We start from the raw sequence: 23,176 nt of genomic DNA on the forward strand, positions 1-23,176 counted from the left end.
TGAAAGGCACGAAGCAAAAATCCGATCGAGTTCGATAATCGCTTACATTCCGAGGCCGCAAAAACCGGAGTCGCGCGGGCATGGCACGGCCGCCTAACGGGGAAAACGACTATGGAGCGCCCCTCAGCGAAATTTAAACGTCCTGGCCGCACAACGCCGTGATGCCGGGAGGAACCCGATAACCCACAAGGCTCACGGGCCGTCGAAATGACTCTGAGCGATTCCCGGACTGGCAGGAATGATTATTGTTTGCGCTTAGCAACTCAACTTCTATTGCGCATCATGAAAGCGACCATTTGCGGCCATCACGAACTGCCCGAAGGGCACGAAGAAATCCATCGGTTCACATTCAAACTCGAAGAAGGTGGAAGCCATGCGCCGTCAGAAGAAACGATTTCGCTGCGAACGGCACGGGTGATCGTCTCTCATCTCGAGGATGGTAACGCACTCATACAAATGCTCCGCGCCGTGGCAGCTGCCAAGCCGGAGGAGTTCGATAGCCTCATTGGTCAAGTTTTCGAGGACGCGTTTCTCGAGAACGGTCCGAGCGAACGCCTTCCCGAGCACGGTATTGCGTTTAATAACGCTTCGAAAAACGATTCTCCGCACGATGTTTGAGCGACACACTCAGCGAGCACGAGAATACCGTTGGCTGACCGCCGCCCTCCCCGCATTTTCAGGCCAAGGCTGCGATACCGTCGCCGTTCGTTGATTACACCTACTTCGCTTGTGACCGTCTCGACTGACGAATGAGACGCTGAGGCCAACAATGGGGACGCTGAGGCAAATTCGTCAATTAGGCAACTGCTAACATCTCCTCGCCTGATTCTTCAGGTGAGTACGACTGCGCTACTGGAACCGTTGGTCATGCGGCTCTGAACCTGTGACGCGGTCGCTCCAAAGAACTCTCCGACATGTCCGTGTTTGCCGATCAATCGGCCGACGGGGTAAGTCACGCGCGTTCGCAAATAAATCCAACTACAGATGTTTATAACGAGGGAGGTGGTGCGCAAATGAATAACCCACGTGTCTATATATTTAAATGGTCGATGCCGCTTATATTCACCGCCTTCGCTCTTGCGGCCTGTGGCGGAGACGACTCGAAGACATCGAGCAACCCGCCCGATTCCGGTAATGGCGGACCACCGAACACGGCGCCTGATACGCCACCTTCGTCGCCTGCAATCTCGGCTTTTGTCTATGAAGGCCTGACGCCCGACACGAGCCGCGCGCAGTTCCTTTCCAGTCTGAACACGCAAGGCGCGCAGGGCTTTCGCTATCTGAGCGACTTCGCTTTCACGGCAACGACACCGCCCGATCAAACCTCGGCCTTTGTCAAAGACCAGTCGACAACATACAGCTACGAGCTTCAGAACGTCACTTCCGGCAGCGCTGCTTTCCTGACTCAAGCGAACAGTGAAGGCGCAAGAGGTTTCCGTTGGGCCGGGGAACTCGCGGTGGGTACGGACATTTTCTTTGTTTATCGAAAAGACAATAACTCGGCAGCTACTTATTCGTATCAGGTGCTCGCTCAGCCGACGAGTAAAGCAGACGCGCTGAACCAGGCGAATGCGCAAGGCGCGCAGGGTTACTACAGTCTCGCGCCCGCATTCATGCTCGGCGATGCAAGCACGTCGTCAATTTACGAAAAGAGCTCGCAAGGTAATGCCACATACGGCTATGAGATCGCTGCGGTGCCGACCGACGATACGTCTTTCCTGGCGCAATTGAATAGCGAAGGTGCGCGTGGTTATCGTTTTCGCGGAACGTTTGTGTTCTCCGATGGAACCGGTGCGGTCTTCGCGAAGGATCTGTCGCAATCCGCCACGTTTAGTTTCTACGGTCTCGATCCGGCAACCACCAGCGCGGCATTCATCCAGCAGGCGAACGTCGAGGGCGCTAAGGGGAACGGTCTGATCGGCGAGTTCGGGTTGCCCAGTGGAAAGGTCCAGACGCTTTATTTCGTACCGGGGAACTGCAAAGGCCTGCTGTGCACGCCGGTGTCTTTGTTTGGCATCTAAAGCGCGGCGCTTAAACGGCAAACCGCAAGCATTCGATAACCACATTTATGGGGATACTCTTGAACAAGAACAACTTGAAAGTCGCCACAATCTCGGCCCTGTTAGTGACCGGATTGTCTGCCTGCGGCACGACGCAACTCAACATGATCGAAGTGCAAAAGACCACGGCGAAGACAATAGGATTAGCGTCCTCCGATGAACTAAGCATTACCAATATCAAATACGGACAACGTAATGCGCTCGGCGGAACGCCCGTGAACTACGATGCGACTACCACGAAGGGGCGTCGATTCGGTTGCACCGTATTCATGATTCCCGGGCTGACTCCGCTCGACAAGCCCGCTTATAACGATTGGGAATGTCACCCGCGTTAGGCCTTTTATATTCCCGCCCGAGCTTGATTGTCGGCGAATACGTTTGACGGGAATCTCGGCATCACTTCGCTGGATCATGTCCCCAGTTCATCAGCGAATAACGCCAGTTCGAGTGCTCGACGTCGTGCGGACGCTGTGCAAGATGTCGTTTTATATAACCGATAACCTTGCGCATATGCGCGTAATCCGCATCCGTCAGCTCGGACTTTTTCTTGCCGAGAATATCGATGATATGCCGCCCCGATTGGTGACCAACCGATTCGTTTCCACCAGACTTCTGTCCGACCTCCCGCGACTCGTTGGTCTGCAGCCACTTCTCGAGTTGACCAGGCGTCATGTTGACGAGGTCCTTGAACGCCTTGAGAGTCTCATCGGCGTCGCTGTCTTGCGATTGTCCAGGCTTGTCGGTTTGCGAGCGGGAATGATGTTGAACGGTCATTGGATCTTCCTCCACCAGAGAGCGGTTTGCACAATTGCATGAAAGCAAGCAATGCTCCCGGCCTGCGTTTCGAGTAGAAGAGCACTCGACCCATTTGAGTCCCTGACGTCTAGTCACCTCGTGTCCGCTGCTGTGCATTCTTGTTGAGAAAAACAATCGCTGCCCCGCCCCGTCATTGATAAGTGAACGCTGTTTCCATCCACCATTCGCGAAGAATGCCAATCCATCGTCAGGACGCTACCGCATTCCGGCCCGGAGTTCCCGCACCCCACGGCCGAGCCTCCGACGCAACAAAGTCCGCAATGTCGCCGTATCGGCATAGCCAACCTCGCTTGCAATCGTGTCGAGGTCATAGCCGATCGACACGAGGTTTTGCGCCCGTTCAATTCGAAGGTCCTGGAAAAACGCCAAGGGCGATTTGCCCAGCACTGCCTCGGTACGGCGCTGCAAGGTGCGTGGTCCAATGGACAACGCAGCAGCCGCTGCCTGAAGCGAAAACCCGGAGGAAAGATTCTCGCGAGACCATCGCTCGAAGCGTGCAACCAGGGGATCGGCGTGGGCGAGGTAATCGGGAATGATGTATTCGGCCTGGGACGAACGCTTGTCGATAAGCATGAAGCGGGCGACGAGCGTCGCAAGTTCGGGACTTGCCTGACGCAGCAACCATAACGCAAGGTCGAGGTGGCCCATTGCCGACCCTGCCGTGACCACGCGATCCGAGGCGACGACCATCCGTGAATCGTCCAGATTGACAGCCGGATAACGCTGGCGAAAGAACGGCGCCAGTGACCAGGTGGTCGTAGCCTCTCGGTTATCCAGAAGCCCGGCTTCGGCCAAGATGTATGTACCGATGCAAGCGGCCGCGACTCCAACGCCTTCAGCATGCCAGTGACGAAGGTGAGCCACCGCTTCGCGCACGTCCCGACTTTCCAACGCCTCGATCAGACGATCGGGCTGCCTGACACCTGGCGCCGGCACCACCACCCAATCCGGGCGGCAAACGGTGCTTGCCGGCTCGACCATGGTCGACAACCCATGCGCAGTACGAATGCGTCTGCGCACGCCCACAACGCTTACGTCGAAAGGCGACGTGGCAAAACCATGAGGCGCGGCCAGTTCGTTGGCCATCGCAAAGGTATCGAGCAACACCGTTAGCCCGGTGTCGAAAAGACCATCGAGCGCGAAAATGGCTATCTTCATGTCGTAAATGCACCTAATAATGTCTTTTACGACTATAGCAAACTGCGGGGTAGAGGGCCTAGACTGCCCAGCAAGGCAGCGAAAATGCGCTGGCTAGCCAAGGAGAGAGCATGAGCATTCCGATACACGCTGACCTCGATCGTCCGATCTGGAACGCCCTTACAACGAAGCAGTCCCACCTTGGGCAAGGCGACGCCCTTGCCCGCCGATACCACCCCGACGTAGCGCCTTTTGCTGCGCTAGCCTCCGAGACGCCCGAGGCATATCGCGCACTCCGCGATCTTCTGCGGCCTGACGAGCAGGTCGCGCTGCTGTCCGCGGAGCGGATTTGTCCGATCGATGGTCTACAAATGACGTATCTGGGCGTGATCCATCAAATGGTCGCTCCACACCACGAAGCAGGAAGCGCGGACGATTCGGACGTGATCCGACTAAGCCACGAGGACACGAACGACATGCTCGATCTGGTCCAGAAGACCCGGCCCGGACCTTTCGGCAAGCGGACTCGCGAGATGGGCAATTACATCGGGATTCGTGACCGGGGACGTCTTATTGCGATGGCCGGCGAACGGATGCACCTCGACGGATACGTTGAGATCAGCGCCGTTTGCGTGGATGGAGACCATCGCGGAAAAGGTCTTGCTGAGCGGCTCATGACGCTCTTGCGCAAGGACATCGAGCAACGCGGGGAAACGCCGTTTCTACATGTATTCAGTGACAACCTTTCAGCGATCCAACTGTACGAACGGCTGGGTTTCCAGTTGCATCGCACGTTTCATCTCCGCCGTATCGAACATGCCGCTTCGGATTCTGCTGCGGTGATTTAAACCCCGTTTAAACGCCCGTTAAACCCCTTCAATCCATTCCGCAAAACCAAACCGATCATGTCTAAAAGTATTTTGATAACCGGGGCCAGCAGTGGTTTTGGCCGCGACACTACAGAGACGCTCGCACGCGCTGGGTACGAGGTGTACGCATCCATGCGTGATATCGCCGGCCGCAACCGGCCGCATGCCGATACCCTGCAAGCCCAGGGCATCCATGTCATCGAGCTGGACGTAACGGACGATGCATCCGTGCAGCGCGGCGTGGCTTCCGTGCTGGACACGTCCGGACGCCTTGACGTCCTCATCAACAACGCGGGTATCGGCGCGGCGGGAATTTCCGAAACGTTCACAACGGAACAGGTACAAGCGCTATTCAATGTGAACGTGTTCGGCGTCCAGCGAACCCTGCGGGCCGTATTGCCGACGTTCAGGAAACAGCGTGACGGCCTGGTGGTAAATATCGGCTCGATCCTCGGACGCGTGACGTTTCCTTTTTTCGGCCTCTATGGCGCGTCGAAGTTCGCGATCGAGGCATTAACCGACAGCTATCGCTATGAGTTGTCAAAACTGGGCATTGGCGTGGTTCTCGTCCAACCCAGCAACTATCCGACAAATATTTTCGCCAGCGCCCAACAGCCCGCCGATGCATCGCGAGGTCTCGGTTACGGCGACATCGGCGCAATTCCGAACAAGATGGTCGAAACATTGATGGAGCAGTTCGCGGGTGACAACGCTCCGGACCGGCACGACGTTGCCAAAGCAATTGCGCGGATAGTTGCGCAACCGAACGGCACACGCCCCTCACGTTTGGTCGTCGGACAGTCATTCGGCACTGACGCCATCAACGCTCAAGCCGCTTCAATTCAAGCCCAGTTGATGGACGGTCTGGGTCTTACAGAACTCGCCTAAAGATAAATGCGTAACGCGACGGCTTGAAAATACGTCTCGGCCGGATGCCTGCTGGCCAACTCACCGCTACATTGGCTAACGGACATAAGGTGTGCTGGCAGCCAGTGACCGCTCGTAGCCTATCTGAACCGTGCACCACGACATTCCGGTCGCATCGGGCCGAACGTGGCCAATGCGACCTTCGCTACCTGCGCGGAATCTCAAGTATTCTTCCAATCGCAACCTGAAAAATTCTCGTCGCGGGATGCGCATGCAACTACGGCGAGACGCCGATACCAACACGCAAAGGTGTACAGCGTCCCGCAGTGCCGACGCGCGGCTCAAGTCGATCTATGCCAAAAGCATGGAGCAGACTATTTCACCCATCGAAGGCGCCCTTTATGAACCTGACCGACCGTGGGAACAGCGAAACTCAAGACGAAATCCGACGCAAACCACGGGTCATGATCTATGGCGTCGGTTTCTATGGCATGGAGGCAGTGCGCATCCTGGCTAAAAAAGGCTGGCCGATCGTCGCCGCCGTGAACCGGGCAGGTCCCAAGATTGGCCAGGATCTGGGACACCTCGCCGGTCTGAACGAAGATCTGGGGATCATCGTCCAGGATTGCGAAACCGCCGACTATGCTGCCTTGGGAGCGGACATCGCGCTTGTTGTTCAGACCGAAAGGCTCAGTCTGAATCTGATGGCCTACCAGCGTCTTCTAGGCGCTGGCATCAACGTTATCTGCCACGGTTCCGAGTCCTACTTCCCGCAAGGTGCAAATCCAGAGTTGGCCGAGACAATCGACTCCCTGGCCAAGCAAGGCGGCGTCACGTTCACGGGCACCGGCATCTGGGACTTCTCGCGTATCTGGCCGGGCATCCTGATCGCCGGGCCGTGCAGTGAACTTCGCTCGCTCAATCATCACAGCCTCACAAACGCGGAGCTGGCGAACGAACGCATGATGCGAGCTTATGGCGTAGACATGACACAAACCGAGTTCGCACAAAAGGTGACAAACGTGCCCGGCCAACTTGGCGAGTTGTATAAGGGCATTCCGCACCACGTGATGCATGCGCTCGGCTTCACCATCACGAATGTGACCGAGCGGCGCGAGCCGGTTCTCTCGGATCAACCGGTATGGTGCGGCATCCTGAACAAGTCGCTCGACCCCGGCACTTCGCTCGGCCTGAGGATCATCGCGTCAGTCGAAACCGCCGAAGGGCCAACGGCGAGCGCGCATATTGAATTGCGCATCCTCGCCAAAGGCGAAACCGAACACATGATGTGGACGGTCGACGGAAGACCGGCATCGAAAATCCGCGTCGACCGCGCGGACGGAGTGCACAGCTCGGCTGCATGCATGGTGAATCGCATACCCGACGTGATAGCCGCTCCGCCGGGCGTGCGATTGATCTCGCAGCTTGGACCGTTGCGGCATTCACTCGCCCGGCTGCGGCCATCCGACTCGGCATGACGATCTAGCGAAGCCAGCCCTTGATCGTATCGACCATGACGTTGGTCGAGATGCCATAACGATCGTGCAAGGTCGGCAATGCGCCGGCCGCAAGAAACTCATCAGGCAGAGCGATCTGACGATATGTCGGAGTGACGCCGGCAGTGAGCAATGTGGTCGCGACCGCTTCGCCGAGGCCGCCGATCACCGAATGATTCTCGGCGACCACCACCATCCGGCCCGTGCGTCGGGCTTCGCGCAAGATTGTTTCCGTGTCCAGCGGCTTGATGGTCGGCACATGCAGAACGCCAACGCCGACATTGTCGGCTGCGAGCTGCTTCGCCACCTCAAGCGACCGCATCGTCATGATGCCGGATGAAATGATCAGGACCTCGGCGCCGTCCCGCAGCAGCTTGGCCTTGCCCAGTTCAAACTGATAGTCGTATTCGTCGAGTACCGCCGGAACATTCCCCCGTAGCAGGCGCGCGTACACGGGGCCTTTATGCGCGGCGATGGCGGGCACCATCTGCTCGGTATCGAGTGCGTCGCATGGATCGATAACCGTCATGTTCGGCATCGCGCGCATGAGGGCGAGGTCCTCGGCTGCCTGGTGGCTCGGGCCGTAGCCGGTCGTCAGGCCCGGCAGCGCGCAGATAATCTTTACGTCCAGGTTGTCCTCGGCAATGGCCTGATGCATGAAGTCGTACGCGCGGCGCGTCGCGAAAACCGCGTAAGTGGTCACGAACGGTTGCGCACCTTCATGCGCCATCCCGGCCGCCGCGCCCATCAGCAGTTGCTCGGCCATGCCCATCTGGTAGTAACGCTCGGGGAACTCTTTTCCGAAGATGTGCAAATCGGTGTATTTGCCGAGATCGGCCGTCATGCCGACGATGTTTGTCTTTTCCCGAGCCAGTTGAGCGAGCGCATGGCCGAATGGCGCGGAGCGCGTGACCTGGCCGTCGCCTGCTATGGAAGCGATCATTGCCGAGGTCTTGAGGCGCGGTTTCTTGACTGTGGTGGTGTCGCTCATGCTTGTCTCCCTGCTTCGAGTGCGGCGAGCGCCAGTTGCCATTCGTGGGCATCGACGCGAATAAAATGGTTCTTCTCCCGTTCTTCGAGGAACGGTACGCCGCAGCCCATGCGGGTGTCGCACACAATGATCCGTGGCTTCGCAAAGGGATGATTGCGGGCGTTATCGAAGGCTTCTTTCACAGCATTAATATTGTTGCCGTCGATCCGTTGCGTGTACCAGCCGAACGCTTCCAGCTTTTCGACAAGTGGCTCGAACGCCATGACCTGCGAAGACGGGCCGTCGGCCTGCTGGTTGTTGACATCGACCATGGCAATCAGATTGTCCAGCTTCCAGTGCGCGGCAGACATCAGGCCTTCCCAGATTGCGCCTTCGTCCAGTTCGCCATCGGAAAAAAGCGTGTAGACGAATGCGTCGGAACCCTTGCGTTTCAGCCCCAGGCAGCGGCCCACTGCAATCGTCAAACCGTGGCCGAGCGAGCCGCCCGACATCTCCATGCCAGGCGTATAGCTCGCCATTCCGGACATCGGCAAACGGCTGTCGTCGCTGCCGTATGTCTCCAGTTCTTCGGGCGGGAGAAAGCCCGCTTCGAACAGCGCCGCGTAGAGCGCGATCGCATAGTGACCGTTGGACAAGAGAAAACGGTCGCGTCCTTCCCATTCAGGGTTGCCGGCGTCGTAGCGCATCGCGCCGAAGTAACAGACGGCGAGTACGTCGGCAATATCCAGTGCCTGGCCGATATAACCTTGACCCTGGACTTCGCCCATCAACAAGGCGTTTCGTCGAATACGGTATGCGCGCTCGGCGAGCGTCACCGTTGGTAAAGTCAATTGATCCATCATGTCTCCTTAGTTGGAAAGTTGCGTGATGCGAACGGTGTCAGCGGTTCACCGACTTGGCGGGCACGAGGAAGACAAGCCCCGACCCGATGACAATTGCGACCGAAATGAAGATGAGTCCGGCCGTCGACTTGCCGGTCAGGTCGTTCAGCCAGCCAACGATTGCCGGCGAGAAGAAGCCCGCCAGGTTCGCGAAGCAGTTGACCGCGGCAATTCCCGCTGCCGCCGACATGCCGCCGAGAAGCGCGGTTGGCAACGACCAGAACTGGGACGACGAAGCCAGAATGCCGGCAGCGGCCACGCTGACACACACTAGCGACGCGCCCACTCCGCCCAGCATTGGCAGCGTCGCAAAGCCTGTCGCGGCTATGAGCATGGGGATTGCAAGATGCAGACGCCGTTCGCGATGACGGTCTGCGCTCGCCCCCACCAGCGGCAGCGCAATGATTGCGCACAGATACGGAATGGCCGTGAAGATGCCTACCCACAGCGGATCGGCAACACCGGATTTGCGAATGATCGTCGGCAGCCAGAATGTAAGACCGTACTGGCCGAGCACCACACAGAAATAGATCGCGGCCATCAACCAGAGACGTCGGTCGCCAATGAAAGACTTGATCGATACGTGCGCAATTTTCTGGGCGTTATCGCTTGCAACATTGCGGGCGAGAAGCGCCTTCTCTTCATCGGTCAGCCATTTCGCCGCTGCAATGCCGTTGTCGAGATACAAGAGGATGGCAAAGCCCAGAATGAGCGACGGCAGCGCCTCGAGAATGAACAACCACTTCCAGCCTGCAAGGCCATGCGTTCCCTGGAACGCATGCATGATGTAGCCGGACAGCGGACCTCCGACAATGCCGGCAAGCGGTATTGCCATGAAGAAGATCGAGAGCGCCTTGGCACGTCGCGCCGATGGAAACCAATACGTCAAATAAAGGATGACGCCCGGCGCAAAACCGGCTTCGGCAACGCCGAGTAGAAAGCGCAGAACGTAAAAAGTGGCGGGCGACTTGACGAATACGAAACACGCGGAGATGACCGCCCAGGTCAGCATGATTCGAGCAAGCCAATTCCGTGCGCCGACTTTATGCAACATGAGGTTGCTCGGAACTTCGAACAGGAAATAGCCGAGAAAGAAAATGCCTGCGCCTAAACCATAGATAGTTTCGCTGAACCGCAGGTCGTTGAGCATTTGCAGTTTCGCAAAACCCACGTTCACGCGATCAAGATAGGCGCCGAGATAGCACAGCATCAGAAACGGGATCAAGCGCCGCGCGACCTTCGCGTAGGTCTTCGATTCAAAGCTTGCCGAGCCGGTGAACGACGTGACGTCGCCCACCATGGTCGGCGCAGTGGACTTTAATTTCATGGATGTCTCCTGCCATGTTGCCCCGGCTTTGGCACCGGGTGCGTTGACTCATCCGCCGCGATTTCGGCGAATGTCGTTATCAGTGAATCAACATGCCGCCGTTGACGTCGAGCGTGATGCCCGTGAGGTAGGTCGACAGGTCGCTCGACAAGAAGAGGCACGCGTTCGCAACATCCGCTGCATCGCCCAGCCGGCCGAGCGGAATGCCCTTGATGACGTCGGCACGCATCTCTGTCGTGAGCTTGTCTCCCGTGATGTCGGTCTGGATGAGGCCCGGGGTGATCGAGTTGACACGAATGTTGTCCGGGCCCAGTTCGCGCGCCATCGCGCGGGCGAGACCGAGAACACCGGCTTTCGCGGCGCTGTAGTGCGGACCGCCGAATATGCCGCCGCCGCGTTGCGCGGAAACGGACGACATGCACACGATACTGCCGCTTCGCTGCTCCCTCATTTGCGGAATGACCGCTTGCGACATGTAGAGCGTCCCGCGCAGGTTCACGTCGATAACGGCATCGAAATTGTCCGGCCCGATGTCCATGGTCTTAAGGGGCTGGGTGATTCCGGCGTTGTTGATCAATCCGTCGATACGACCGTACATTTCGACGGCCGATTTGGCAGCGGCAACGCATGCAGCTTTGTTGGTTACATCGCAAGCAAGGCCGAGGTGCCCTGCGCCGAGTTCACCCGCAGCGCTCTCTGCGTCTTCCTTGCGAAGGTCCAGAATGACCACTCGCGCGCCTTGCGCAACCAGCGCTTTTGCAGTCGCCTTGCCGATCCCACGTGCCGATGCCGCACCCGTTACGATTACGACCTTGCTGTCGAGCAACATGTTTGTCTCCATTGATCATGTTTGGTTGGTAGGCGCAGTTTCAGCCGTTGAACCATCTCGATCAATGCAGTTCGGCTCAGCTATTGCTGAGAAATTTTCAGGTATTTACACGATTCGATTTGCTCGACGAACGCGAAAAGCAGGCTCATAGCGCTGGCGCTCCACGGGCCGGGGTCAGCGCGCCATTGCGTCGCGGCTGACTTCTTGTTCCGCCCATGCAAGGAACCGGGCAACGCGTGGCAAATCCGCGTTCTGGGGAGGGTAAACGAGGTGGTGAGCGCTGACCTCGATTGCATGGGTTGGATCGAAGACCGGTACTAACGAACCTCGTCTCAGATGAACCGATGCGAGCATCGTGCTTTCGAGCGCAATGCCGTGTCCCAGCGCCGCCGCTTCGAGCGACATATAGGAACGGTCGAACGCGAAATCATATGCCTTGCGGGACACCGCGACGCCGAACCTTCCGAACCATTGCTTCCACTGGACGAGCGGAGTTTCGGAGAAAATCAGGCGGCGCTCGAGCAGGTCCTCTGGCGTGCGCACTGGAAATTTACTCAGGTATTCATTCGATGCAAGCGGCGCAATGAATTCGTTGCGAAGCGTTTTGATTTCGCCATCGGTCCAGTGCGCATAGCCGTGCCGGATGTCGACATCGTAATGGCCGGAAGTGAATGAAACATCCTCATACGAGCACGCCAGATTCAACTGAATGTCCCCGTTCGCTTCCTGAAATGAAGCGAGGCGCGGCAGTAACCACATCAGTCCGAAACTGGGACTTGAATGAATGCGAAGGATCTCGACGCCCGTCTCGCTCGACGCGCGTTCCGTGGCGCGGCTCAGATCGGCAAGCGATCCCGTGACATCAGCCAGATACTGCTGCCCAGTCGGGGTGAGCACGAGTCCCCGTCCCAGCCTCGTGAACAGGGATCGTCCGATCGTGGATTCAAGGTTGGCAATCTGATGGCTGACTGCCGATGGCGTCAAACCAAGTTCATCGGCTGCCCGATTGACGCTCTTCGTGCGGGCAACACTTTCGAACGCGATGATGGATTTCAGTGGCGGGATGCGCATGGTTCTTTGACGCCGAGGTTGCGGATCTTTTCGGCCCGAGTCGAATGGCTCGAGGCTGGAATGCCTGGAAATGTGGCGTACCTGAAAGATACACGCAAGCCGCGGTTCCGCCGATAGGCGACCGGTTCAAAGAGGCGGGAGTTGTTTTGCGGCATTCTTGTTGGCGCCGACCAGCAGGTAAAACCCGGGCGCGCTCCATACGACGCTAGCTACCAAGGCTTAAAACGCCACAGTCGCCGTTGCCATCACACTTGTCGTGCTCTTCAGCCGATTCACGCTGACAATCGACGGAACCCATCGCAAACTCGCCGACAAGGGTTTGCCGTCTATTTTCGTGCTGTAGGTGATGATCGGGCCCATTGAAAAATCGTGTCCGACAAAGCCGTTCAGCTTGTCCGCAACCGGCCCGGAATCGTTCCCGAGTTGCTGAACCGTACCCAACACCACCCCCACGCCAACTCCGTTCGCAAACTTCTTCAGAGCCAATGCGTCGAGCGTGAAAAGCGGAGCGTTCTGATAGTTTGTCGACGTGTTTTTTGTATAGAACTCAAGGCTGCCGACGACATCGAATTCCAGTCCGTATTTCGGAACGAACTTGGTGAAGGCGACTTGCGGGACGAAGGTCCAGTTGTTGAGACTGGCGTTGGCCAGCGCGTTTGGATCGTAGTGACCAGTGGGCGCCCAGAAGTTGAAGCTCAGTGAAATATGAGCAGTTTGAGAGAAGTGGTAGCCCGCGACGATCGGCGTGAAATACAGGTCGAACAGGTTTGACGCCCTGTCACTGCCCGATGTCCCTAAACGGCCGGCAGCAAACGATGCCGTAACTTCGGTCCAGACGTAGGGAACGGTAATGCCGGATGCAAAATCCCAGCCGCCGGCACCTCCCCACACCCTTAGAACACTGGCAAGCGTGAACGCAACTTGCGCATCGACGCCAAGAGACGCTTTGCCGGCAATCGGCACGGATCTGTTTGCTCCAATCGAACCATCGATATAAATCTGCTCGATGCTCACCAGCGTAACCGGCTCGGGCGGCACGATTCCAATTCCGGACAGTACGCTCATGCCGGCGACCGGGCGGCCCAAAGCGGATTCAGTCGCGTTTGCAGCGGTTATCCACGCGGTTGCTGTGACGGTAGCAATCGCAAGGCGCAGTAGTCGATGGACTCTGCGTGATCGAAGAGCACCCGCGTCTGTTTCGGATTCGATGCTCATCGTCGTTGTCTCAACAAAGGATGATTAAAGACACCTTGGAAATATGGGGCTTACGGTTACGGAGTCGCTATTCAGTCAATACAAGTCCTCGCCCGGCTGCGGGCCCGTCTCATTTGCAAGACGATGTCAGGCTTAGCGGACGGTTGAGCGTTATCGAGACCGATATACGGAATCAAACGTGCGGTCAATTGCGTTTTTGAGTTGTTGCATCCGGCTTCGAAACCAAACGGTGCCGACCTGAGATGCCATGAAGCACCCTTCACCACCGGTCAAGTCGGCTGAGTGTGCTCGTCGAAACACGCGATCAACATGTCGGTCAGGATCCGGACTTTTGCGGAGGGATGTTGACCGGCTGGCCGCACAACGTATATGCCCGCCGTGGGTGGCGGAAAACGGCACATGACCGGCACCAGCGCTCCCGACGCAACGTATTGGTCCGTCACGCCATCCGGGAGCCATGCGAGCCCCAGCCCCGCTACTGCAGCGGCAACCATGGCGACGGCGTTGTCGGCCTTGAAGCGTCCTCGCGGATGGACGGTTATGACCTTGTCGCCATCCATGAACCGCCAGCTTTCCGTGCCCTGCATCAAGGCCTGATGCCCGGAGAGTTCGTCCGGTGATTCAGGCTCGCCGTGCGATTTGACGTAGCCGGGGCTTGCGACGAGTTTTCCGCGGATGGGTCCAACGCACTTCGCGATGAGATTTGAATCCGGAAGGTAGCCGATCCGAATCGCGCAGTCATATCCTTCGCCAACCAGGTCGACCATGCGATCACTGTAGCTGGCGTGAATGTGCAGCAAGGGGTGACGCCGCGCCATGTCGGCCAGAACAGGTGCCAGGTGGGTCGGGCCGAACGTGAGCGGCGCGGCGATTCGCAAGCGGCCGCGCAAGTCGCCATCGGTTGAAATCGTCTCTTTGGCCGCGTCGATTTCGGCTACGACACGCGCGGCGTAGTGGCGAAAAGCGGTGCCCGCTTCCGTCAGCGCCGCGCCGCGTGTTGTTCTGGCGAGCAGCTGGACGCCAAGTTCTGTTTCAAGCCGCAGCAGTCTCCGGCTGACGATGGATTTTGCCACTCCCAACCGGCGTGCGGCGGGAGAAACGCCGCCTGAGTCGGCGACCTCCACAAACGTCTCGAGTTCTTCGATATCCACTTGGTGTTCCTCTTTTCGCGACACAGCGTGGCAGTAATGCAGTCTACCGTCCCGAAAACAGGAATGACAACATGTGTTTCGCCGCCCGCGTGGCGGCACATCTGCCGACGATCCATCCACTATTTTCCATAACCGCAAAGGATTTTTCATGACGTTTCGCAATGGACTCAAATCACTTCTACGCGCCGAAGATTCCGTCCTTGTACTGATCGACCATCAGCCATATCAACTTGCCAACCTGAACAGCCACGATCCTCAGGCCGTGGTCAACGCGTCGACCGCCCTGGCAAAGTCGGCGAAACTCTTTGGCGTTCCGACCATCCTTACGAGCGTGGTTGCCGCACGCGGTGGTTTGCTCTTCCCGCAGATCACCGACGTCTTCCCGGGCCAGGAAGTGATCGACCGCACCTTCATCAACACGTGGGAAGACAAGAAAGTCGTGGACGCCGTCAAGGCGACCGGCCGCAAGCAATTGATCATCGCGGGTCTGTGGACCGAAATCTGTGTGGCGATGCCCGTGATTCAGGCGCTCGGCGAAGGCTGGGATACGACGGTGATCACGGACGCATCGGGCGGTACATCCGTTGAGGCGCACCAGGTCGCCATACAGCGCATGATCGCGGCGGGAGCGAACATGATGACCTGGCTGGCGCTGGCGGCCGAATGGCAACGCGACTGGGCTCGTACCGAAACTGCTGGCGCGATGACCGATGTATTGAGCCAGCACGCTGCCGGCAGCGGCATTGCGTATTTCTGGGAGCAGCAGCTTCTCAACACGCCGGTCACCGCTTAAGTCAAGGCTTCGAGGGAATGACGCAGCACACGCGCTCGGTGATCCACGCAGTCGGTCCGCGTCGGCGAGGTCATTCCCTTCATATGGGTTCGCCGTTCAGCCAGGGAAGCACGCTAACGCCAGGCTAACGCTGCGCTCGATTTGACTGAACATACAGCCCGCCGCTGAATTGGCAGTGTTCGTCATAACCGAATGGTCAATTCGGCCGCAGGGCCTTTTTCGCTCAGATCAATACTTGTACCTTGCACGTTATCGCATGAATGTTTCGGTATCCGGCAATAAAGCCGACCAACAAACACAGGAAAAATCATGAGCAAGCTACAAGGAAAGGTCGCACTGGTCACGGGCGCATCGAAGGGAATCGGTGCCGCAATCGCCAAGGCATTGGCAGCCGAAGGCGCTGCGGTCGTGGTGGCTTATTCGAGCAGCCAGGCGGGCGCACAAGCGGTGGTATCGGACATCGAGGGAAGCGGCGGGCGCGCGGTGGTCGCGGGCGGCGACGTTACCCAGGCAACCGATGCCGCCAGGCTGGTGCAAACGGCAATCGATAAATTCGGGCGCCTCGATATTGTCGTGAACAACTCAGGCGTCTATGCGTTCGCGCCGATCGAGGAAATCACGGCAGAAGAGTTTCATCGCCAGTTCAACACTAACGTGCTCGGCACGCTGCTGGTGACGCAAGCCGCCGTGAAACATCTGGGCGAAGGCGCAAGCGTCATCAACATTGGCTCGGCGATCACTTCGCTGACGCCGGCAGCGACGGCGGTGTACACGGGCACGAAAAGCGCCATCGACGGAATCACCAGCGTGCTTGCCAAAGAACTCGGGCCGAAAGGGATTCGCGTCAACGCAATTCGCCCCGGCTACACGGAAACCGAAGGCACGCATAGCAGCGGCATCACCGGCTCGGATATGGAGAAGGGAATGGTCTCGATGACGCCGCTCGGCCGCGCCGGACAACCAGTAGACATTGCGCGCGTCGCGGTATTTCTGGCATCGGATGAAGCAGCCTGGATCACCGGCGATCATTTGAACGTTGCAGGCGGTCTGCAGTAAAGCAACGTTTTTTATCGCTTGGCAAATGCCCTTCACGTCGCCTTGAAAGCTCGGCCTTCCAAGGCGACGTGACATATATGAGCAACCTTGTATTCCGCAACGCCGGAAAACTTGGGCTTTTTATCGCCGGACAGAAATAGCCGATGCCGTCGACACCACCAGATCCGCGAAACGCTGTTCGTCGCGATCGGCGTGCCAGCGCGAGCGTGCAACCGCGATATTCACAGCGCCGATTCCGCGCCCATGCGCGTTGGTAATGGCCGCGGCAGTCGAGATATCGGCGACGAAATATTCGTCCTCCGTATGCGCGTAGCCCTGCTTGCGAATCTGCACGAGCCGCTCCTTGATCTTGCGCGGCTGATGCACCGTGGACGATGTGTGCTGGACAAGATTGGTGCGCGACAGGATATCGTCGACTTCTCCGTCCGAAAGCGTCGCAAGAATGGCAAGACCCGGCGCCGTGCAATAGGCCGGCAAACGCGAGCCCGTGATGACGTGCGCATTGAACACGTTGCGGCTCACAATACGGAGCACGAAGACGATGTCGGCGTCGTCGAGCACCGTCAGGTTGGTGGCCTCTTCCGTTTCAGACCCGAGTTGCTGAAGATACGGAGTCGCCCGGCTCACCAGTTCGTTCGACGTCAGATAGTGGTAAGTGAAGTCGAGCAGCTTGGGCGACAGTTCGTACTTGCGGCTGTCCGGGTCTTTGAACAGGTAGCCAAGAGCCGACAGCGTGAACGTAAAGCGCTGCGTGGCGCTCATGTCGAAGCCGGTCAGCGCGGATATTTCCGAAAGCGATAATTGCCGCTTGCTGCCGTCGAAAGCGGTCAGCACCCGCATTGCCTTCTCGACCGATTGCACAAAGAGCGACGAATCCGTTGGATCGGTCGCCTTTTCCTCGCCGGAAGTTGCGAGCGATGCGTTGGGCTTGCGGCGGGCTGTAGGCGGTGCGGATCTCACGTTTTTGTTCTCAGCTTCAGTCAGGCGCGGACCGTTATTATCGCATGCCGGTGAATGGCTATCAGATAGAGATAACCCGCCGACGCACTTCTTCCCTTTGAATCCAAGCTTAATGACGCAGCCGATCCCAGGCATTGCCCACATCGCGCGAAAGCAGATGCTTGCGAACACGTTCGCTGGCGGTAAGTTCGAACTGCTCGACCGCCCGGTAATAGCGCGGCAGCTGAAAACTCGCTAAACGCTCGGAGGCCCAGGCATTCAGCGCGTGCCAGTCTATGGCCTCGTCCTTGAATTGCACATCGAGCAAAATATCCTGCTCTCCCACCGAAGTGGCCACGCCAATTGCAGCGCTCGCCTTGACCGCCGGATGCCCGGCAAACACACGCTCGATCTCCCATGCCGATACGTTCTCGCCACGCACCCGCATGCTGTCGGTTCGCCGTCCGACAAAAAACAGGTCGCCATCGGCATCGCGTCGCGCGTGATCGCCGGTGTGCAGCTTGCCGTTGCGCAGCGCCGCCCGGGTCGCCTCCTCGTTCTTGAGATAGGCAGGCAGCAGCGCGCCTTGCACTTTGCTCGTCAACACGATTTCCCCAGGCTCGCCGTCCGCGACAGGCTGTCCATTTTCATCCAGCAATTCGAGATCGAACCAGGGCAGCGCCTTTCCGATCGAACCCGGTTTGCCCGTCGCGTTCAGCGTGGCGAAGCTGGAGCATTCCGTCATGCCGTAGCATTCCCGCAGCTTTACGCCCAGGCGTTCTTGCGTGGCGTGCCACGCGGCAGCGCCGACACCCGCGCCCCACGCCACGCGCAGAGCATGCTCACGCGGCTGTGCATCGATCGGCAATTGCATCAGGATGTCGAGCACGCCGCCCAGATAATGCAATTGCGTAGCGTTCGCGCGTGTCACCTGCGACCAGAACTGCGACGCCGAAAAACGCGGCACCACATGCAGCGCAACGGGCGCAAGAAATGGCAGCAACAGCATTTGCGCGCCGCCGATATGGCACAGCGGCTCCCACATGAATAGGCGATCGCCGGGACGCACATCGGCAACCATCAGGGCCGCTTCGCTGGCAATGCGCATCATCCGGTGCGTGAAGAGCACGCCCTTCGGCGCGCCCGTCGTGCCGGACGTATAAATGACACAAAGCGGATCGTGCACATCGATGGCGGGAGTGCGCAGCGCAGTCGCCTCGACGTGTGCATCGGAATCCGGAATGCGCACGCGTCGTGCGTTGCCGCAATCGATCTGCGCGGCGATTGCATCGAACTCCTGATCAGTTACAAACAAACTCGGCTCGGCATGCTGCAGCAGGTATTCGAGACCTGCTCCGCGAAGCCGGGTATTGACCGGCACCCATACGATTCCGCTCAGCACCAGCGCGTAAATCAGATAGATGTGCTCCGGACTGTTTCCAAGCATCACTGCAACACGATCGCCCTTTTCAAGTCCAGCGTTCGCCAGCCAGATCTGTAGCCGCGCGATTTCCCGCGCGGCTTCGTCGCAGCGGATGGCGCGGTTTTCGTAATGCAGGAAGACGCGCGCGGGATCGGCGGTGACACCCTGCGCCAGCAGCGCAACGCAATCGAGTTCATCTTGCGAATGACGATGTGGAAAATAATCTGGATAGCAATGCATGTGTATTTGAGTCGTCGAATGTGCAGAGTCAGCGCGCGCGGCGCTTGAGCCATGAGGAAACGGAAATCACGATGGCGATCAGAACCACGAGCGTGGTCGATACAGCCGCAAGCGTTGGTGTGATCGCCAGCTGAATGTCGTCCCACATCTGCTTGGGCAGCGTCGTGTTGATTCCGCCGCTCACGAAGATGGCGATGGTCAGGTCGTCGAACGACACGAGGAAAGCAAACAGGAAAGCCGCGCTTACGCTCGCCAGCAGAAGTGGCAGCACCACGGTGCGGATTCGCTGTAAAGAAGAAGCGCCCATGACGCGGGCCGCGTCGTCCAGACGCCAGTCGAAGCGCTGGAAGCCGGCCGCGAGCGTCACGACCACATACGGAATCGCCAGCACGGTATGGCCGATGATCAGACCGGTGTTGGTTCCTGTAAGCCCGAAGCGGCTGAGCAGATACAGCAGCCCGACCGCAACCACAATACGCGGCACGATCAGCGGTGCGACCATCAACGCGAAAATCGGTTTGACTGCGCGCGGTTGCATGCGCGTCATCGCGAGCGTCGCGCTGAATCCGAGCACGACCGAAAGCACGGCTGTACCGAGTCCCACCACGAACGAGCGGATCACCGCGCTTTGCCAGACCGACGATCCGAGGAAAGTGCCAAACCAGCGCAGACTGAAGAGCTTTGGAGGAAACGCGATGAAGTCGCCGCGCGTGAACGCATAGGGAATCACCGAGAGTACAGGCACGACCAGCACGATCAGGACAGCCACGGTAAACAGGCCGAGCGGGCTGAAGAGACGCACGCCCTCGCCTTGCCGGAACGATGCACGCCGCCGCGCGAGCGGCGCAGAGATCCGTCCGGCCCAGATCAGCAGTGCGAGTTTGAACCCTTGCGCACGCGATGCGCGTTGTCGCTCGCGCACTTCACCGGTCAGCGACGTCAGACCGACCACGCGGTCATATAGAAAGAAAATGGCGATCGAACATATCAGCAGCACCGTGGAAAGCGCGCCGGCAAAATGCATGTCGAACAATTCGAGCACGGAGGAAATCACCAGTTGCGCAATCATGGTCTCGCGTGGCGAACCGAGGAGCGCGGGCACGATGAAAAACCCGAGGCTGGAGACAAACACGAGCAATCCGGCAGCGGCCACGCCAGGCGACGAGAGCGGCAGGAACATCGTGAAAAAGCTCGTGCTGCGCTCGGCGCCGAGGGTTTCGGCGGCCTGCGAAAGGCGTTCGTCGATACCGCGCATGACCGGTAGCATCGTCATCACGGCAAGCGGCAGCATGGAATGCACCATGCCGATCAGCACGCCTGTGAGCGAAGGAATCGTGCCGGTCGTCTCATGCACGAGGCCGAGTGCAAGTGCTATTGAAGAAAGAACGCCGGTCTTCGATAACAGCAGCATCCATGCGTAGGTCTTGACAAGGTAACTGGTCCAGAACGGCAGCATGATCCACAGCAGCCAGCGCTCGCGGACGCGGTCCGAGACGCGGCTCAGCAAATATGCAACGGGGTATCCGAGCACGACGGAGAACGCCGCCGTGAGAAGCGAAATCCCGAACGTGATCCAGAGCACCTTGGCGTAGACCGGCGTGCGGGCAATCCGCTCGAACTGTCCGATGCCGTACGTGCCGTCGCTGTTGACGAGTCCGCCTTGCAGGATCTCGCCGACAGGTACGATAAAAAACACGAGCAGGAACAGCAGGGTCGGCACGACCGGACCAAAACGCAACGAAGCGGCGAGCCACGCGCTTCGCCGCCGCGGGGTATCGGTGGAACGCGGCACACGGATGGCGATAGTCATGAAAGTCCTTTGCGGCGCTAAGCCTCACGCATGAAGCAGCGTGGTACGGTATGGGTCCCACGTCAGACCAACGGTGTCGCCAATACGCGGGCTGAGCGTGCGTGAGCAGCGCGCGGTAAGTTCGCTGCCATCGGGGAGCGACAGTTGCACATGCGTGTCGCTACCAAAGAACACAATGTCCTCTATACGGCCATCGACAAAACCGCGCTTCGGCTCCACGAATTGCAGCGCCTCGGGCCGCAGCAGCAAGGTATGGCGCGCTGCCTGGCCGGCATTCACGGTGCGCGGCAGCGGAATGCGGCCGCCGGCTGCGAGCAGGATGGGCTCGCCACCGGCATTGGGCGCGGCATCCAGGGCACCTTCGAGCAGGTTCGAATGGCCGATGAAAGCAGCCGCGAAGCGTGTAGCGGGCCGATCGTACAAATCGGCGGGCGTGCCGATCTGCTCGATGCGCGCGTCGTTCATCAGGCAGATCCGGTCTGACAGCGTGAGCGCTTCGTCCTGATCGTGCGTCACGTAAACAAACGTCGCACCCAGCTCCTTGTGCAGGCGACGTATCTCTGCCTGCATATGCTCACGCAGCTTCTTGTCCAGCGCGCCGAGCGGTTCGTCGAGCAGAATCACCGAAGGACGGTAAGCAAAGCAACGCGCCAGCGCAATGCGTTGTTGCTGGCCGCCGGACAGCTCTTTCGGAAACCGGTCTTTGAACTCGCTCATGCGTACCATCGCGAGAGCGCCCTGCACCGCCTCGTTCACTTCCTCGCGTGGCTTGCGCCGCATCCGCAAACCGTAGGCGACGTTGTCCCACACGCTCATATGCGGAAACAGCGCATAACTCTGGAACACCATGCCAATGCCGCGCTTGCCCGGTTCGACGTGCGTCACATCGCGCCCGTCAATTTCGATGCGACCGCCGGTCGGCGCAACGAGACCCGAGATCATTTGCAGCAGCGTGGTCTTGCCCGACCCGGAAGGACCGAGCAGCGTCAGGAACTCGCCGGCCTGCACGGTCAGGCTGGTCGGCTCGAGTGCCACGGTATCGCCGTAACGCTTGGACAGTCCGATCGCTTCCAGTTTTGCGCTCATCGCCGCACCTTTACGAAATGATCCACGAATTGAAGCGCTCGGTGACCTTTTGTCGATTCTCTTGCCACCATTGCGGACTCGGCAGCTTCATGTCGCGGATGTTGTCCGGCGCGGTCGGCAGCAAAGCGGTGCGCTGCGGCGGGATGGCCTCGAACGACTTGCGATTAGTCGGTCCGTAAGCCAAGGTCTGGGTAAGAACGGCCTGACGTTTTGCGTCAGCACAGAAGCGCACGAACTGCTTCGCCATCTCGGCACGCGGCGTGCCTTTGGGAATACCCCATCCTTCGATTGAATAAAGGCCTTGATTCCATACGATCTTGACGGGCGCACCGCCGTCGATTGCCGACTGCGCGCGGCCGTTCCACAGCGAGATCAAATCGACGTCGCCACTCTGAATGGCTTGCATGGACTGAGCGCCCGAAGTCCACCAGATCGCCACATGCGGCTTGATCTTGTCGAGACTCTTGAATGCGCGGTCGACGTCGAGCGGATAGAGTTTGTCGAGCGGAACACCGTCGGCGAGAAGCGCCTGCTCCAGTGTGTCGAGCGGGCTGCGCCGCAGGCAGCGGCGACCGGGAAAACGCTTGACGTCCCAGAAGTCCGCCCACGATTTCGGACCGTTTGCCTGGAATTTATCGGTGCGATAAGCGAGCACGGTCGAATACACGTCCACGCCCAGCCAGTTGGGCGTGATCGCTTCGGGCATCACATCTGGGAAGTCCGACGGCTTGAGGCCGATCGGTTCCATCAGGCCTTTCGCTTCGAGGTACGGAATGTCAGCGGAGAGCGTGAGGGTCGTCACATCCCACACGTAGTTCTTCGTCTTCACCATTGCTTCGAACTGCGCGACCGGTTGCGACTCGCGTGCGACGCTTACCACCTTGATGCCCGTCGCTTTTTCGAACGGATCGTAAAACGCTTGCCGATACGCCGTGGTGTATGGGCCGCCCGGATCCGACACCACGATCTGCTTGTCGTCCGCGCGAACCAGCACGGGCATGGCACCCGCGAGCGCGAGCGCTCCTGCACCCTGCAATATCCTGCGCCGCTTTTCATTGAAGTGTTGCGTCATTGCGATGGTCTCCCGCTCGATGGTTCAGTGGATGAAACGCAGCCGGC

22 protein-coding genes are annotated in these 23,176 nt (G+C 58.8%); 8 read left to right on the plus strand and 14 right to left on the minus strand.

The genetic code is table 11. From position 1 onward, the window contains the following. Positions 1-282 precede the first annotated feature (282 nt). The 3 genes from ASG35_RS11840 to ASG35_RS11850 all read left to right on the plus strand — a co-directional run bounded on the left by ASG35_RS11840 (position 283) and on the right by ASG35_RS11850 (position 2,395). A complete protein-coding gene (locus ASG35_RS11840) occupies positions 283-618 on the plus strand; it encodes a hypothetical protein (protein WP_056356785.1) in 336 nt (111 codons plus the stop codon). A 395-nt stretch (positions 619-1,013) separates the two neighbouring features. Further along, positions 1,014-2,021 carry a hypothetical protein gene (locus tag ASG35_RS11845; protein ID WP_156393123.1) on the plus strand — a complete coding sequence of 336 codons (1,008 nt, stop codon included), beginning with the start codon at positions 1,014-1,016 and terminating at the stop codon, positions 2,019-2,021. A 59-nt stretch (positions 2,022-2,080) separates the two neighbouring features. Continuing rightward, entirely contained in the window at positions 2,081-2,395 is a 315-nt protein-coding gene (locus ASG35_RS11850; protein ID WP_200945724.1) for a hypothetical protein, read from the plus strand. Between the two features lie 61 nt (positions 2,396-2,456). Here ASG35_RS11850 and ASG35_RS11855 read toward each other — a convergent pair whose 3' ends face one another. Then, complete coding sequence (locus ASG35_RS11855) at positions 2,457-2,834, minus strand: DUF3140 domain-containing protein (RefSeq protein WP_082508331.1); 378 nt, start codon at positions 2,832-2,834, stop codon at positions 2,457-2,459. Positions 2,835-3,071: 237 nt separating this feature from the next. Further along, positions 3,072-4,034: a GlxA family transcriptional regulator gene (locus ASG35_RS11860; protein WP_056356794.1), complete on the minus strand. Its 963-nt coding sequence runs from the start codon at positions 4,032-4,034 to the stop codon at positions 3,072-3,074. Positions 4,035-4,144: 110 nt separating this feature from the next. Between ASG35_RS11860 and ASG35_RS11865 the strand changes: the two genes are divergently transcribed. The 3 genes from ASG35_RS11865 to ASG35_RS11875 all read left to right on the plus strand — a co-directional run bounded on the left by ASG35_RS11865 (position 4,145) and on the right by ASG35_RS11875 (position 7,227). After that, on the plus strand, positions 4,145-4,861 hold the full coding sequence (locus ASG35_RS11865) for a GNAT family N-acetyltransferase (protein WP_056356797.1): 717 nt from the start codon (positions 4,145-4,147) through the stop codon (positions 4,859-4,861). A 57-nt stretch (positions 4,862-4,918) separates the two neighbouring features. Next, positions 4,919-5,770 (plus strand): SDR family oxidoreductase, encoded by an 852-nt coding sequence (locus ASG35_RS11870; protein WP_056356801.1) that lies wholly within the window; start codon positions 4,919-4,921, stop codon positions 5,768-5,770. Positions 5,771-6,150: 380 nt separating this feature from the next. Further along, on the plus strand, positions 6,151-7,227 hold the full coding sequence (locus ASG35_RS11875; protein WP_056356803.1) for an NAD(P)H-dependent amine dehydrogenase family protein: 1,077 nt from the start codon (positions 6,151-6,153) through the stop codon (positions 7,225-7,227). Positions 7,228-7,231: 4 nt separating this feature from the next. Here the strand turns inward: ASG35_RS11875 and ASG35_RS11880 are convergent, their stop codons facing one another. The 7 genes from ASG35_RS11880 to ASG35_RS11910 form a co-directional block, all read right to left on the minus strand. Continuing rightward, positions 7,232-8,236 carry a transketolase family protein gene (locus ASG35_RS11880; RefSeq protein WP_056356806.1) on the minus strand — a complete coding sequence of 335 codons (1,005 nt, stop codon included), beginning with the start codon at positions 8,234-8,236 and terminating at the stop codon, positions 7,232-7,234. Further along, positions 8,233-9,075 (minus strand): transketolase, encoded by an 843-nt coding sequence (locus ASG35_RS11885; protein ID WP_056357456.1) that lies wholly within the window; start codon positions 9,073-9,075, stop codon positions 8,233-8,235. The genes ASG35_RS11880 and ASG35_RS11885 overlap by 4 nt, the downstream gene beginning before the upstream one ends. 40 nt (positions 9,076-9,115) lie before the next feature. After that, positions 9,116-10,444, minus strand: a complete 1,329-nt coding sequence (locus ASG35_RS11890) for an MFS transporter (protein WP_056356808.1) — start codon at positions 10,442-10,444, stop codon at positions 9,116-9,118. Between the two features lie 79 nt (positions 10,445-10,523). Next, positions 10,524-11,273 (minus strand): SDR family NAD(P)-dependent oxidoreductase, encoded by a 750-nt coding sequence (locus ASG35_RS11895; protein WP_056356812.1) that lies wholly within the window; start codon positions 11,271-11,273, stop codon positions 10,524-10,526. 174 nt (positions 11,274-11,447) lie between these two features. Continuing rightward, entirely contained in the window at positions 11,448-12,344 is an 897-nt protein-coding gene (locus ASG35_RS11900) for a LysR substrate-binding domain-containing protein (protein WP_056356814.1), read from the minus strand. Between the two features lie 219 nt (positions 12,345-12,563). Next, complete coding sequence (locus tag ASG35_RS11905) at positions 12,564-13,559, minus strand: transporter (RefSeq protein ID WP_082508332.1); 996 nt, start codon at positions 13,557-13,559, stop codon at positions 12,564-12,566. A gap of 269 nt (positions 13,560-13,828) precedes the next feature. Next, positions 13,829-14,710, minus strand: coding sequence for a LysR family transcriptional regulator (locus tag ASG35_RS11910; protein WP_056356817.1), 882 nt, complete (start codon positions 14,708-14,710; stop codon positions 13,829-13,831). Between the two features lie 148 nt (positions 14,711-14,858). On the opposite strand from ASG35_RS11910, the gene ASG35_RS11915 reads away from it, so the two are divergent. Both ASG35_RS11915 and ASG35_RS11920 read left to right on the plus strand, forming a co-directional pair. Next, on the plus strand, positions 14,859-15,503 hold the full coding sequence (locus tag ASG35_RS11915) for a hydrolase (RefSeq protein WP_056356820.1): 645 nt from the start codon (positions 14,859-14,861) through the stop codon (positions 15,501-15,503). Between the two features lie 309 nt (positions 15,504-15,812). Then, on the plus strand, positions 15,813-16,559 hold the full coding sequence (locus tag ASG35_RS11920) for an SDR family NAD(P)-dependent oxidoreductase (RefSeq protein WP_056356823.1): 747 nt from the start codon (positions 15,813-15,815) through the stop codon (positions 16,557-16,559). Positions 16,560-16,679: 120 nt separating this feature from the next. On the opposite strand, the gene ASG35_RS11925 is transcribed toward ASG35_RS11920, so the two are convergent. The 5 genes from ASG35_RS11925 to ASG35_RS11945 form a co-directional block, all read right to left on the minus strand. Next, complete coding sequence (locus ASG35_RS11925; protein WP_056357464.1) at positions 16,680-17,519, minus strand: IclR family transcriptional regulator; 840 nt, start codon at positions 17,517-17,519, stop codon at positions 16,680-16,682. A 109-nt stretch (positions 17,520-17,628) separates the two neighbouring features. Further along, complete coding sequence (locus ASG35_RS11930) at positions 17,629-19,161, minus strand: AMP-binding protein (protein ID WP_056356826.1); 1,533 nt, start codon at positions 19,159-19,161, stop codon at positions 17,629-17,631. 28 nt (positions 19,162-19,189) lie between these two features. Then, a complete protein-coding gene (locus ASG35_RS11935; RefSeq protein ID WP_056356829.1) occupies positions 19,190-20,971 on the minus strand; it encodes an ABC transporter permease subunit in 1,782 nt (593 codons plus the stop codon). Between the two features lie 24 nt (positions 20,972-20,995). Beyond that, positions 20,996-22,057: an ABC transporter ATP-binding protein gene (locus ASG35_RS11940; RefSeq protein WP_056356831.1), complete on the minus strand. Its 1,062-nt coding sequence runs from the start codon at positions 22,055-22,057 to the stop codon at positions 20,996-20,998. Positions 22,058-22,067: 10 nt separating this feature from the next. Then, positions 22,068-23,129 (minus strand): ABC transporter substrate-binding protein, encoded by a 1,062-nt coding sequence (locus ASG35_RS11945; protein WP_056356833.1) that lies wholly within the window; start codon positions 23,127-23,129, stop codon positions 22,068-22,070. Positions 23,130-23,176: the final 47 nt, after the last annotated feature.

This window comes from Burkholderia sp. Leaf177 (genome assembly GCF_001424345.1).
Lineage (GTDB): Bacteria > Pseudomonadota > Gammaproteobacteria > Burkholderiales > Burkholderiaceae > Caballeronia.

Coding starts and splice junctions, on each gene's coding strand:
- ASG35_RS11840 (WP_056356785.1), top strand. CDS start 283: ATGAAAGCGACCATTTGCGGCCATCACGAACTGCCCGAAGGGCACGAA.
- ASG35_RS11845 (WP_156393123.1), top strand. CDS start 1,014: ATGAATAACCCACGTGTCTATATATTTAAATGGTCGATGCCGCTTATA.
- ASG35_RS11855 (WP_082508331.1), bottom strand. CDS start 2,834: ATGACCGTTCAACATCATTCCCGCTCGCAAACCGACAAGCCTGGACAA.
- ASG35_RS11860 (WP_056356794.1), bottom strand. CDS start 4,034: ATGAAGATAGCCATTTTCGCGCTCGATGGTCTTTTCGACACCGGGCTA.
- ASG35_RS11865 (WP_056356797.1), top strand. CDS start 4,145: ATGAGCATTCCGATACACGCTGACCTCGATCGTCCGATCTGGAACGCC.
- ASG35_RS11870 (WP_056356801.1), top strand. CDS start 4,919: ATGTCTAAAAGTATTTTGATAACCGGGGCCAGCAGTGGTTTTGGCCGC.
- ASG35_RS11875 (WP_056356803.1), top strand. CDS start 6,151: ATGAACCTGACCGACCGTGGGAACAGCGAAACTCAAGACGAAATCCGA.
- ASG35_RS11880 (WP_056356806.1), bottom strand. CDS start 8,236: ATGAGCGACACCACCACAGTCAAGAAACCGCGCCTCAAGACCTCGGCA.
- ASG35_RS11885 (WP_056357456.1), bottom strand. CDS start 9,075: ATGGATCAATTGACTTTACCAACGGTGACGCTCGCCGAGCGCGCATAC.
- ASG35_RS11890 (WP_056356808.1), bottom strand. CDS start 10,444: ATGAAATTAAAGTCCACTGCGCCGACCATGGTGGGCGACGTCACGTCG.
- ASG35_RS11895 (WP_056356812.1), bottom strand. CDS start 11,273: ATGTTGCTCGACAGCAAGGTCGTAATCGTAACGGGTGCGGCATCGGCA.
- ASG35_RS11900 (WP_056356814.1), bottom strand. CDS start 12,344: ATGCGCATCCCGCCACTGAAATCCATCATCGCGTTCGAAAGTGTTGCC.
- ASG35_RS11905 (WP_082508332.1), bottom strand. CDS start 13,559: ATGAGCATCGAATCCGAAACAGACGCGGGTGCTCTTCGATCACGCAGA.
- ASG35_RS11915 (WP_056356820.1), top strand. CDS start 14,859: ATGACGTTTCGCAATGGACTCAAATCACTTCTACGCGCCGAAGATTCC.
- ASG35_RS11920 (WP_056356823.1), top strand. CDS start 15,813: ATGAGCAAGCTACAAGGAAAGGTCGCACTGGTCACGGGCGCATCGAAG.
- ASG35_RS11930 (WP_056356826.1), bottom strand. CDS start 19,161: ATGCATTGCTATCCAGATTATTTTCCACATCGTCATTCGCAAGATGAA.
- ASG35_RS11935 (WP_056356829.1), bottom strand. CDS start 20,971: ATGACTATCGCCATCCGTGTGCCGCGTTCCACCGATACCCCGCGGCGG.
- ASG35_RS11940 (WP_056356831.1), bottom strand. CDS start 22,057: ATGAGCGCAAAACTGGAAGCGATCGGACTGTCCAAGCGTTACGGCGAT.
- ASG35_RS11945 (WP_056356833.1), bottom strand. CDS start 23,129: ATGACGCAACACTTCAATGAAAAGCGGCGCAGGATATTGCAGGGTGCA.